Origin of the sequence: Clostridium sp. AM49-4BH (assembly GCF_003478335.1) — a bacterium.
Classification (GTDB): Bacteria; Bacillota; Clostridia; order Lachnospirales; family Lachnospiraceae; genus Butyribacter.
The window spans coordinates 18,832-32,064 of record NZ_QUFB01000033.1 but is presented as its reverse complement, the minus strand read 5'-3'; the positions used below and the strand labels follow the sequence as shown (position 1 = coordinate 32,064).

General features: G+C 43.5%; 11 protein-coding genes. 1 reads left to right on the top strand and 10 read right to left on the bottom strand.

Annotated features, from left to right (window positions below; genetic code table 11):
- Positions 1 to 298: 298 nt before the first annotated feature.
- Positions 299 to 1,135, top strand: coding sequence for a DegV family protein (locus DW981_RS09990; protein WP_118507611.1), 837 nt, complete (start codon positions 299 to 301; stop codon positions 1,133 to 1,135).
- Positions 1,136 to 1,341: 206 nt separating this feature from the next.
- On the opposite strand, the gene DW981_RS09985 is transcribed toward DW981_RS09990, so the two are convergent.
- From DW981_RS09985 to fsa, 10 genes are all read right to left on the bottom strand, one after another.
- Positions 1,342 to 2,535 carry a transglutaminase domain-containing protein gene (locus DW981_RS09985; RefSeq protein WP_118507610.1) on the bottom strand — a complete coding sequence of 398 codons (1,194 nt, stop codon included), beginning with the start codon at positions 2,533 to 2,535 and terminating at the stop codon, positions 1,342 to 1,344.
- Entirely contained in the window at positions 2,535 to 3,854 is a 1,320-nt protein-coding gene (locus tag DW981_RS09980) for an ATP-binding protein (protein WP_022024076.1), read from the bottom strand. The genes DW981_RS09985 and DW981_RS09980 overlap by 1 nt, the downstream gene beginning before the upstream one ends.
- A gap of 39 nt (positions 3,855 to 3,893) precedes the next feature.
- Positions 3,894 to 5,660, bottom strand: a complete 1,767-nt coding sequence (argS, locus tag DW981_RS09975; protein ID WP_118507609.1) for an arginine--tRNA ligase — start codon at positions 5,658 to 5,660, stop codon at positions 3,894 to 3,896.
- A 24-nt stretch (positions 5,661 to 5,684) separates the two neighbouring features.
- Positions 5,685 to 6,998, bottom strand: a complete 1,314-nt coding sequence (gene aroA, locus DW981_RS09970; RefSeq protein WP_118507608.1) for a 3-phosphoshikimate 1-carboxyvinyltransferase — start codon at positions 6,996 to 6,998, stop codon at positions 5,685 to 5,687.
- Positions 6,999 to 7,211: 213 nt separating this feature from the next.
- Complete coding sequence (locus DW981_RS09965) at positions 7,212 to 8,900, bottom strand: hypothetical protein (protein ID WP_118507607.1); 1,689 nt, start codon at positions 8,898 to 8,900, stop codon at positions 7,212 to 7,214.
- Between the two features lie 78 nt (positions 8,901 to 8,978).
- Entirely contained in the window at positions 8,979 to 10,490 is a 1,512-nt protein-coding gene (locus DW981_RS09960; protein WP_182434219.1) for a glycoside hydrolase family 43 protein, read from the bottom strand.
- The gene (locus DW981_RS15125) at positions 10,480 to 10,656 is read right to left on the bottom strand and encodes a hypothetical protein (protein ID WP_182434218.1); all 177 of its coding nucleotides are present in this window, start codon (positions 10,654 to 10,656) and stop codon (positions 10,480 to 10,482) included. The genes DW981_RS09960 and DW981_RS15125 overlap by 11 nt, the downstream gene beginning before the upstream one ends.
- Before the next feature lie 81 nt (positions 10,657 to 10,737).
- Positions 10,738 to 11,682 carry a transketolase family protein gene (locus tag DW981_RS09955; protein ID WP_118507605.1) on the bottom strand — a complete coding sequence of 315 codons (945 nt, stop codon included), beginning with the start codon at positions 11,680 to 11,682 and terminating at the stop codon, positions 10,738 to 10,740.
- Positions 11,683 to 11,701: 19 nt separating this feature from the next.
- Positions 11,702 to 12,529, bottom strand: a complete 828-nt coding sequence (locus DW981_RS09950) for a transketolase (RefSeq protein ID WP_118507604.1) — start codon at positions 12,527 to 12,529, stop codon at positions 11,702 to 11,704.
- Positions 12,530 to 12,567: 38 nt separating this feature from the next.
- Complete coding sequence (fsa, locus tag DW981_RS09945) at positions 12,568 to 13,227, bottom strand: fructose-6-phosphate aldolase (RefSeq protein ID WP_022024068.1); 660 nt, start codon at positions 13,225 to 13,227, stop codon at positions 12,568 to 12,570.
- Positions 13,228 to 13,233: the final 6 nt, after the last annotated feature.

Here is a 13,233-nt window from a genome sequence, read left to right as displayed (position 1 = left end):
GAGAACTGATACTCCGAGGCTCTTTCTGGGTGCCTTCAGCAACAATTAAATAAAGTTTGTGGTGATTTCTGTTAATTTGTACTTGACAAGAGGTCATTACATATCAGTTGACTTTATAAGGTAAGAATGATAATATATGTAGTATTAAAAACTACATTTTATAAGTTTTAGAATTGTGTATGTTCGTTTTTGGCACTTTTTAAGGTGATCGACAATATAGATCCGGTTTATTTTGGATATGAACGGACATACTGATAGTAGACAGCCGCAGACTTCTGCAGGCAGATTGGAGAGAACTATGTCCTATTTGATTTTATGTGACAGTTGCACAGATTTTACAGAGGATATGAAGCAGGATCCGCATTTTGCCCATATTCCCTTGACGATCCATATTGGTGATTACGATATAATTGATGATGATACTTTTGATCAGCAGGATTTTCTCAGACGCATCGATGCTTATCCCGAATGTGCCAAATCTTCCTGCCCGGCACCGGATGAATATCTTAAACACTTTGAGATGGCTGATGACATTTATATGGTAACGTTATCCAGTCATCTGAGTGGTTCTTATAATAGTGCCATGCTGGCAGCCAATATGTATATGGAAGATCATCCAAATAAACATATCCATGTATTTGATTCCTTGTCTGCCTCTTCCGGGCAGACATTAGTCGCACTCAAAGCAAATGAACTCGCCGGCAGTGGACTTTCTTTCGACGAAGTGATAAAACAGACCGAACAGTTTATTCATGAGATGGGTACAAAGTTTGTCTTAGAGTCTCTTGAGACTCTGCGTAAAAACGGTCGCCTCTCTACGGTAACCGCTACGCTGGCAAGTGCACTCAACATCAAGCCGGTAATGACATCTAACGGTAACGGTGAGATTGATAAAGTAACACAGGCACGTGGTATGTCAAAGGCGATCATGAAGATGGCAGATGCAATCAAGGCGGACGCTGTTGATCCGCAAAACCATACATTAATAATCGCACATTGCAACAATCGCAAACGTGCAGAATTTGTCAAAGAAGAGATCTTGAAACGTCTTTCATTTAAGGATGTACAAATTACAGAGACCGGTGGCATCAGCTCCCTCTACGCAGCGGATGGTGGTATTGTAGTCTGTTACTGATCTTAATACTGCAGATGGTTTTCTCTGCGATATACTGTAATACCATAACAGCATTTATCGAACAAAGAGTCGCTTGCGACTCTTTCGCGCTCGAGCGGTGCTGTTTGCAGCTAACTTCTTCTCCGCGAGATGCGCATCCTCGCGGAGCGTTTTTACTTTATAGGAAACGAGAAGTTTCCTATAAAGTAAAAAAACGGTAGTCGGAATCACCCGGCTACCGTTATTATTTTGCATATTTTGCCTCGCTGCAATCCGACCTTTAATCTGCCATTTGCGAAGCTCAACTGTGCTGCCTGATAAGAGGCATATTTTTTACCGCCTTCCCACACAAGCTTCACTTGGTGTGTCCGCCCATTATAACAATATATGCGGTTGAAGTTGATAAAATAAAATCTCCCTTTGCTGCCTTTGACAAATAAACTTCCACCAGCCCTCGCCAAAGTACGAACAGCACCTCCGGCGATCCGCTTTCTTTGTCTGACCGCCCGATCTGTCTGATAGATAAATCTGCCTTTCTGATAATAAAAAGCACTGTTTACCTGCTTCCAATATTTGTGGTCATATTTTGAAGATGTTGTTAGCTTACAGCGAATCCCTCGGTAACCCTTCTTTTTCAGATAGGACGTACTGCATAAAAAGTTTTCATGAAGTACCAGCCCTGGCTGATCCTTGTGCGTGTTTGGATTTAAGGGATCGTCCCAGGTCAGATCAACATGGTACCATTTTCCCTTTAATCGTACCACATTCCACATATGCATCATTGAATAGGAATTGGCAAATTTCACAGGGATATTCACCTTTTGCAATAACAATGCATATGCCTTTGCATATCCCTGGCAGTTCCCCTTTCCTTTCAGGAATACACCCCATTCACTGGTGCAATATGTTGTATTCTGATCTGAATATGCCGTATTCCGGATCAGATAATCATGAAAATACAACGCTTTCTCAAGCTTTGTCATTCCAGACGGTGCTTTTGCCACGATCCGATCAACCTTAGCTCGAATCTTTCGCCGAACCTTCTGGATCTTGGTCCGATCCGGCGCACCATCTGCTTTCCGAAATATTTTCATATAACTCAGTTTCATCTGGCGCACCTGTCCGTCAGATGCGCTGACAACCTTCGTATATTCCTGCCCACTGTAAAAGAGATACGATGTCTGTGTCGCGATTTCCGTCATCATATTACTCACCGCTTTGTCGTCGCGTTTGTTGTACAAATGATATTTCGACACATCTACCTGACGTTCATAATTCTGAAAGGCCAATATCACCGCTCTTTTGGCTCCTGCAATGTTCGCTTTTGGAGCAGCCGCTGCTCTGACTGACGATATCCCCCCGATAAACAGTACCACACAGATCACAAGCATCTGGCGCACTGTCTTACTAAGCCGGCTCATCAATCGACCTCATCCTGCAGCACACTTCCCGCCAGATTGGCAATAAACTGTGTTGCCGTACGTCCGGAAATACCACCATGGCTAAGCTCCCACTGATTAGCTTTCAAACAGAGTTCCTCTTCCGACAAGGTGATCTGTGGATATTTTTTAGCCAATTGTTTAACAATCTCGAAATATTCCTGCTGCTTTGGACGATAATATCCGATCGTTACACCAAATCTCGCTGCTAATGACAACTTCTCCTGCATTGTATCCGAACGATGCAGTTCATCCTGCGACATATCAGAGCGATCGCTCCAGGTCTCGCGGATCAAATGTCTGCGGTTCGAAGTTGCATAGATCAAAACATTATCCGGTTTGGTTTCCAGGCCACCTTCGATCACCGCTTTGAGATATTTATACTCAATCTCAAATTCTTCAAAAGAAAGATCATCCATATAAATAATAAAACGATAATTGCGGTTTTTGATCTCTGCAATGATCTGTGACAAATACTGAAATTCATGTTTATACACTTCGATCATGCGCAGGCCCCTGCTATAGTATTCATTTAATATTGCTTTGATACTGGTTGATTTACCGGTACCTGCATCACCAAATAACAGTACATTATTGGCCTGTCTGCCTGATACAAATGCCTCTGTATTTTCTATTAATTTCTGTTTTTGACTCTCATAACCAATAATATCTGATAACAGCATATCACCGGTATTTGTAATCGGTGTAAGAATATCCTCTGCCTCCGATCCTGCGACGCGAAAAGCCTTGTTAAGCCCAAACTTCCCAACACCATATTTTTTGTAAAAGTCCGTTACGATACGATACAGTGCATCCTCATCATCCGCTTTTTCAATAGCAGCACTTAATTCCTGCACTTTTTCGCTCACACTCTTGTTGAAGATCTGTTCACTTTTACCCACTGCCTCATAATTGCAGATCACGGAAAAGCAATTGATCTCTAATGCTTTTTCAATCGGTGAAAAATCATAGTCAAACAATTTCTTGAATATCTGAAAATCTGCTTTGGCAAATGCATTGACCGTACCGTCATTGCCGCCCACCTTTTCCGATACCATTGTAAAAGGATTTTCACTCATTGCCAATTGAAAAGCAAGATAATTGTGCCATAGATTTTTGTTAAATCCATAACGAGTCGCTAAATCCAACAAACTGTGGATCTGCTCATAAATTTCCGTTACCAGATTGTCCTTGTCGTAATCACCACTATAAAACCTTTGGCAAATATCGGACAAACGCAATAAAATGCCATCTTCTTCCATGCCGCGGTATATAACCAATCTTGATATTAAACGGTACATCCAATTCCTCCAATCAACTCATTCTTATCCAAATATATACTACATGCGCTCCGGTGCTTCTAATCCGAGCAGATCAACTGCAGTCTCCAATACATTCACAACAAGCTTGCTAAGACAGATATGAGAATTTCTTAGTGCTGCATCTTCATTTGCAACGATCTTGTTCTCATGATAAAACTTGTTGTAAGCATCAGATAACTCATAAATAAACTGGCAGATCTTGTGCGGTGCCTGCTCCTCATAAGCTGCCTGCACGATCTCACCCCATTTTGACAGAGACAACATAACATCTGTTGCACTCTTATCGGATGCCGGAAGGATCGGTAACTGCTCATCTACTTCAATCGCATTCTGTGCTACCTTGGCAAGCAAAGATTTGATACGAACGATCGTATACATAATATATGGGCCTGTGTTACCCTCGAACGACGTAAATCGGTCCAGATCAAACACATAATCTTTGGATGCCTGATTGCTCAGATCACCATATTTGATCGCTGCAAGTGCCACTTTGGCCGCAACATCAGCTCTCGTCTCATCGTCCATATCACGGTCAGCCATCTTATCGGATACTTGTGCGGTCACATCCGCAAGCAGATGCTCCAGTCGAAGCACACCGCCATCTCTCGTCTTAAACGGCTTACCGTCTTTACCATTCATAGTACCAAAACCGACAAAGATAAGATCAACATCATCACCAATGATCTTGGTCTTCTTAGCACAACGGAATACCTGTTCAAAATACAAAGACTGTCTCTTGTCTACCACATAAATAATACGGGTTGGATCAAATAATTTACGACGCTCAACGATCGTTGCTAAATCGGTCGTATTATAAAGTGTCGCACCATTCGATTTCAAGATCATACACGGCGGGATTTCTTTCGTGTCTGTCTCTTCTTTTACATCCACAACAAGTGCACCGTCATCAAGATGTGCGTATCCGCCATCTTTCATCCCCTGCACCATATCCGGGATATATGGCTGTGCATCAGATTCTTTCTTCCAAAGGTCAAAGTCAACATTTAACTTTGTATAAATCTTACGCAGATCTGTTACCGATACGTCTATAATATGCTTCCAAAGCGCCAAATAACCTCTTCTGCCTGCCTGTAGCTGTGCAGTTGCTTCCTGTGCCTCTTCTTTGTAATCCTCATGCTCTTTGGAATATCCGCTTGCATACGGATAAATTTCTTCCAGATCACTCATGGTAAATGGCGGCTCTGTTGGGTATTCCCCTTCATAGGTATTATCAAAATAGACTAACTCCGGTTTACGATGCTTTAACTCTGTAATGATCAGACCGATCTGCAGCCCCCAATCACCTAAATGTACATCACCAACTACTTTATGACCAATGTATCGTGCAGTACGCTTAATGCTCTCGCCGATGACTGCAGAACGCAAATGGCCCACATGCAGCGGCTTTGCGACATTCGCTCCGCCGTAATCGATCACGATCGTCTCTTTCTTAGCCGGCTGTTCCAAACCAAACTTGTCTGCAGCACGCATCTCATTAATATACGCTGCCAAAAATTCTCCACTGACTGTCATATTGATAAATCCAGGTGCCTGTGCCGCAATTGCCGCAAATGTATCACTCTGTTTTAATAATTCAACAATCTGCTCTGCCATCTGAATCGGTGCTTTGTGATATTCTTTTGCCATGGCAAGTGCACCATTGCACTGGTACTGACAAAGATCCGGACGATTGGAAATCGTCACCTTAGCGTACTTTCCATCATAGCCAGCCTTCTCAAATGCCTGCTTTACTTCTTCCTGTAATACATCAATGATTCCCTTCATATTGTTTCTATTCCTTTCCTTCCATCATTTCTGATTAAATATTATTGAAAATACATTAAAATAATCTGCAAATGTTTTTCTGCAGCATCCCGGATTCAAGATCTCAACACCCGGTGTGCGCAGTCCTGTCACTGCAAACGCCATGGCGACTCGATGATCCTGATAAGTTTCGATCTGGGTGCCTTTTGGCTCTCCCGGATAGATTGTGACTCCATCTTCAAACATATCGCAGCGAATCCCCATACGCTCTAACTCTGTCACGATCACGTACAAGCGATCCGATTCCTGTCCCCGTATGTGGCTGACTCCTCGTATCGTCACCGGAGAATCGGCAAACGGTGCAATCGCTGCTAACGTAAGCGTCTGATCCGAAAAATCACTCATATTGATATCAATACCATGCAACACCCCATTAACCGGTCCGGAGATCTTAAGTGCCGGCTCTCCGGTTTCTTCCATGTGTCCCCACTGCTTGGTACAGCCCATCTGTTCCAATACGTCCAAAAAGCGCATATCTCCTTGCAGCGAATCCTTTTTCATAAAACGTACCACGGTGCTTCCTCCGGTCACTGCTGCCGCCGCATAGAAATAGCAGGCTGCAGATACATCCGGCTCCACAACGTACTCTCTCGCCTCATAGTCTCCTCTACGCACCTGATAGCAATCCGCTTCATGCTTTAATACCCCGGAATGTCCAAACTGACACATCATATGTTCCGTCATTTCCACATAAGATCTTGCACTGCGTTTACCGGTAAGTTCTATCGTAAGCATGTCGATCGCAGTCGGCGCTGTCATCAATAACGCACTTAAAAACTGACTGCTTCGATCAATATTTAGCTGCACGCGGTACTCCCCGTATCTTTGCCCCATTCCATAAACTTCCATAGGAAAGCGATACGGCTCACCAAGCCACGTAAAGCGTGCGCCTAACTCCTCCAGTGCCCGCAATAACTCCCGCATCGGTCGTTTATTCATTTGGTCGGATGCATTCAAACGATATCTGCCCGCTGACATTGCAACAAAAGCGGTCAAAAACCTGGCTGCTGTTCCCGCGCTCCCAACATAAATTGTTGCCTGCTCCTTTGGGATCTGTCCTCCAAACCCTCGAATCCGAACGGTACATGCCTCCTGATCAGCATGTACATCAAACCCTAAATCCTGTAAGGCTGTAAGAAAATGCAAGGAATCCTCACTAAATTGAACTCCGTGTAACAGAGTCATTCCCTCCCCCATTGCCGCGAGCAATAGTGCACGATTTGTCATACTTTTAGAACCCGGTACCTGTACACAAACCTCCATCGGTTCTTCCAATGGCTTTACTTTATATGTATCCATGTAAATCCTCACTTTTTATCTCTTTTTGCAACCTACCTTTTAGAATAATCGGTATAAGAGTTTTTGTCAAATCTAATACACAAAAAGCACTTGACAATCTAATGCAACTAATACACAAAAAGCGCTCTTGCACACCTGTAAAAGGGACAGAACGCTTTTTGCTATATATTAACTTTTTTCAAAGAAGGCTAAATTATTGTGTCAACTGATCCTCTAACGATTTGCGTGTTTTCGCCTCATTCTGGGACACTTCAGGCACTTGTCATATCCATACTTCTTCGCACTACTGATCATGTGATTTACCTGTTTCTCAAACGCAGCATCTGACTTCGCATACATCGCTTTCCAAGACTCATTTTTGATGCAGGTTGTAACCTGTCCCCAAACAGTCTTTAATGTGTCATCTTTTGAGCTCATGCTAAAGCTGGTTCCCGGAGAAACCGTGTATTTACCTTTTTCAAAGTAAGCATTGATGGAATTGGTCTTATTGTAATCGCGCCAATCCTGCTCAATATCGCTCTTCGCTTTTTCCAGATTGCTCTTCCAGTTGACGCTGTTGTAAGTATCTCCGTTGGAGTCTGGGTTTTCTGCATCAATAGACCATGTCGTATTGTTGATCTGCAGGCAGCCATCGTGGAAACTTCCTTTATAGCCATTACCCATTGTTATATTTTCATCTGCACGGCACTTACGGCCAAATTCGGTAAATATCGTATTACCCTGATCGTCATAATCCCAGCAAAGTCCTTTTGGTCCGTACTGCAGTGTCATACGTCCTTCCGGTGTTGCAAAATAATTGATCAGTTCCATACATTTTTCCGGATATTCACAGTTGGCTCCGATCGACCAAACAGACTCACCGCCCTGTGTATTCATACCATAGACAATTGGGCTTGCCTGTTCCGGTTTCATGCAATACATCAATTTACCTTTCGAAGTATGCTCATCTGTGTTATAACTCAAGGATCCTGAGTAGTTAAAGATCGAGAACAGCACACCACCGTTCTGGACTTTTTCTGCCATCTGATCAAAGGTCTGTGTCATGGAATCCGGATCGATCAAGCCGTCCTGGTAAAGATCATTGTACCATTTCAACATTTCCAGATAAGGTCCATTCTTCTCCAGAGCATCATGATACGTTCCGGTCTTTGGATCATACAAGCCAATACCAAGCTCATCATATCCATAGTAAGCGGTTGCCGTCGCTTTGACATACATAACCATTGCATCATCCCAATCCGGCCAGAGAGACAGGGCATATACCTTATTACCGGCATCATCTTTGCTGCAGATCTTCTGCATACTCTTTAACAGTTTATGCATATCCTGCATATCTTTTACTTTTGGATAGCCAAGCTGTTTGTACAGATCCCATCTGACATCCCAAGTATAGAAGAATGATTGGTGTTCCTTACTGTTAAGTGCGACATTGTTACCAAAACCATATAAAGCTTTGCTCTTGCCATTGGTAATCTTAGAAGTCAGATTTCGGTTTTTGTCTAACGCATCCGGCATCATTTTTTTGATCGTTTTGCCATACTCATCCAACAATCCATCATCATCCCAGTTAAGTAACAAATTCGCCTTCACTGCATTTGGATAGTTGTCGCTGTCGTTAGCCCATACAACAATATCTCCCAGATCTCCACTGGTCATTCGAGTCTGAAACACACCATCTCCTTCCGGAATAATATTTAGTTCTACACCAAACTTATCCTTCAGGATATCGGCAGACCAACCCGTCTGCTTACCGGAGAAATTGGCAAGCTGACTGTATACATCCAGCTTGATCACTTCATCCTTCTTCGATCCACAGCCACTCAGCGCAGACATCATGCCAACACATAAACTCGCTGATAACAGCAGGGATAACCCTTTGTTTGTAAACCTTTTTTTTCGCATATTCTTCTCTCCTTCCATAAAAGACACGCAGACCCACACAGTAACGCAAAGCTAATCCGAATTCGAATCGTTTGCGGATCAGTGTCCTTTCTGCGTCCAGGCAAATTCTGTAAATTCAGCTTTCTTACCTGTTTCGTCAATAACATACATTGCCAAAAGAACTCCTGTAAAACCTCCGGCAACTTCCGTAGACAGATATTTTGCTCTTGCCTTGCCTAAATAAGCCGTATCGGCTCCCTGTCCACAATAGAAGTGATACCACTCGTGTTCACTCACAATGCGAAGATGATATTCGGAAAGATCCTGTGGAAGTGTTACTTCTTCTGCAATACCGATCGCATCTCCTGTACGCAGACGAAGTTTTGCTTTCACATCATCTTCTTCCCGGAAGATTGCCACATCGTAATGCTGGCTCTCGTCCATGTAGCAGGTGATACCTGCCTCTTTTGCATCTGTCTTTAAGGTGACAAGAAGCTCTGTCTCAAACTCTGACTGACGGATTCCCAAAAATGTCGGAATGTCCTCCTCTTCCAGAGTTACTTCACTTCCGGTCAAAGTGATCGAATGGTCACCAAATTCATAGCGGGACTCATCATAATCTCTCATATAACACCATCTTGGATCTCCTTCACCAAGTGTGTCCAAGGATACATCATAAATGCCATCCCGTTTTTGTACTGCTTTAATGCCCGGAATATCCATTTCCGGATATACGGCTCCATTTTCTCCGGCTTCAAACCAGCCGTCTTCACGCCAATGAACGCCTACCAAGAACGTTTCTCTGCCTAAATGGTGGAATGGAGACCACTCACCATTCTGACGGAATCCTAAGCAGACCATAAAGGTATTACCTTCCTCATCCTGTACCAGATCACCATGGCCAATACCCTGAATACGGTTCTCATTGCCACCAAAATCACGGTTGGTAAGCACCGGATTACCCGGATACGATTCAAATGGTCCATATGGATCTTTACTTCTCGCATAAGTTACCATATGACCATATTCCGTACCGCCCTCAGCAACCATCATGTAATACCAGTCACCGAAATGATACAGGTGTGGAGACTCCAGATAACGTCCACCATTACCGCCCCAAACCGGTTTCGTCGGCGTTAACTTTTCTCCGGTCTCAACATTGATCTCACACTGCATAATACACCCCTTGCCATCCGGTCCATTGCCATTGGATGTAAAGTAAACCTTGCCATCCTCAAAAAATAAGGATGGATCAATGCCGTCCTGATCTACAAAGATCGGATCGGACCACTCTCCGTAAATGTCATCTGTATATACATAGAAGTTTTTCTGAAATGTATTATTGTTGGTAACCATATAAAAACGTCCATCGTGGAAACGAAGTGTCGGTGCAAACACACCACCGGAACTATTTACTTTATGTAAGTTCACCTGTGATTTGCGTGTCAGGCAATGTCCGATCAGCTTCCAGTTGACCAGATCATCACTTTCAAAAATCGGCACTCCCGGAAAATACTGAAATGAACTGCACGCCAAATAATATTTTCCATTTGCACGGCAGACACTTGGGTCCGGCCAAAAGCCTCTAACAATGGGGTTACTAACTACCATAATTTGCTCCTCCTTTGAAAAAATTCCCTTTGAAAAAATTGATCATACGTCTACTATATCTTAAACCTCCCATTGTCGCCATAACTTTTGCGACATATTTTAGCACAAAACGGACATCACAATCTCCATTCGGATCAAACACAATCTTGACAATGTCACGCCACATAACAGCAATTTCCTATCAATCAAAAAAGACAGGAAAGCTATTGCATTTCCTGCCTTTTCGTTTTGTTATGATCTACTTTGCTTACGCTTCCACAAAAGTCTTTACCTTCTTGTAAATGCCCTCGCTGTCTAACTCATATTTCTTGAGCAGCTCAACTGCAGGACCAGACTCACCAAAGGTATCATTGACACCAATCTTATATACCGGCGTCGGTGCCTTAGCACACAGACAGTCACAAACCGCACTGCCAAGTCCGCCAATAATGGAATGTTCCTCAATTGTAACTACCTTGCCTGTTTTCTTAGCTGCGCTGACAATCAGATCCTCATCCAACGGCTTGATCGTATGAATATTGATAACCTGTGCGTCAATGCCATCCTGTGCCAACTTCTCAGCAGCAACCAATGTCTCCGAAACTTCCAGTCCGGTTGCAATCAATGTAACGTCTTTACCCTCGCGAAGAACAACACCTTTGCCAAGCTCAAACTTGTAATCCGGATTATCATTGATCACCGGCACTGCCAAACGACCAAAGCGGATATATACCGGTCCCTCGTGATCAAGTGCTGCCTTAACAGCTGCCTTGGCTTCTACATCATCGGATGGATTCATCACAACCATTCCGGGAATCGTGCGCATTAACGCCAGATCCTCACAGCACTGATGCGTTGCTCCATCTTCACCAACGGAAATACCGGCATGTGTCGCACCGATCTTTACGTTCAGCTTTGGATATCCTACGGAATTACGAACCTGCTCAAAAGCACGTCCTGCCGCAAACATTGCAAAAGAACTAACAAATGGAATCTTGCCTGTTGTTGCAAGTCCTGCCGCAATACCTACCATGTTACACTCTGCGATACCGCAGTCAATATGTCTATCCGGAAATGCCTTTTTGAAAATGCCGGTCTTAGTTGCTGCAGCAAGATCTGCATCTAATACGACCAGATTTGGATACTCTTTACCAAGTTCTGCAAGGGCATTACCATAACTTTCTCTTGTAGCAATTTTCTTAACCTCTGCCATTTTAATCCTCCATTCTGCCTTATAATGCTGCTCCGGCTTTCTCTAACTCTTCCATTGCCTGTGCATACTGCTCATCGTTCGGTGCAGAACCATGCCAGCTTGCCTGATTCTCCATGAAAGAAACGCCCTTTCCTTTGACACTCTTGGCAATGATCGCCGTTGGCATTCCCTTTGTCTCACGAGCCTCACGGAATGCAGCATCAATCTGCTCAAAGTCATGTGCATCAATCTCAATAACATGGAAATTAAATGCCTTAAACTTGTCCGGGAGCGGATATGGAGAACATACATCCTCAATATCTCCATCGATCTGTAAGCCATTGTTATCAACAACAAACACCAGATTATCTAGCTTTCTGGCACCTGCAAACATCGCAGCTTCCCATACCTGGCCTTCCTGCACCTCGCCATCTCCGAGTACACAATATACGCGGTAAGGTGCATTATCGAGCTTGCCGGCCAGTGCCATTCCAACTGCTGCAGAACTTCCCTGTCCTAAAGATCCACTGGACATATCAACACCCGGAATATGTTTCATATCCGGATGTCCCTGCAGATAAGAACCTACATGACGCAGCGTCGTAAGATCCTCAACCGGGAAATAACCTCTATGTGCTAACGTAGAATATAATGCCGGTGCAATATGTCCCTTTGATAACACAAAACGATCTCTATCTGCTTTCTTCGGATCCTTCGGATCAATATTCATCTCTTCAAAATATAAATAAGTTAAAATGTCTGCAGCAGATAACGATCCACCCGGATGACCGGACTTTGCGCTATGTACTGCTGTAACGATTCCTTTACGAACCTCGTTTGCCATTTTCTTTAATGCTAATGTGTCCATAACTACCTCCTTGCCTGTCTGCGTAACGATGCTCTGATCTATTCACCAAAAACAGCCTTGTAATCTGCCTGGAATTTTGCGATTCCCTGATCTGTCAATGGATGTTTGGTCATCTGCTCAATAACCGCATATGGAACTGTAGCGATGTCAGCGCCGGCTAATGCGCAATCTGTTACATGGATTGGATTTCGGATACTTGCCGCAATGATCTCTGTGCTGATATCCGGATAGTTTGCAAACATATCAGAAATCTGCTCGATCAAATCAATACCCGGCATGGAAATGTCATCCAGACGGCCTAAGAACGGAGAAACGTAAGCTGCACCGGCTCTTGCTGCAAGCAATGCCTGATTTGCAGAAAAGATCAATGTTACATTACACTTGATACCTTCAGAAGATAATACCTTTGTTGCCTTTAATCCTTCTACCGTCATAGGAATCTTAACAACCATATTTGGATGTAATTTTGCGATCTCACGACCCTCAGCGATCATTCCCTCAGCATCTACAGTTGTTGCCTTAACTTCACCACTGATCGGTCCATCTACGATCGATGCGATCTCCTTAAGTACTTCTTCCTGGCTCTTGCCACCTTCTTTTGCAATTAAAGACGGATTTGTTGTAACACCACAAATCACTCCCATATCGTTTGCCTTTTTGATGTCTTCAATCTTTGCTGTGTCAACGAAAAACTTCATAATTAA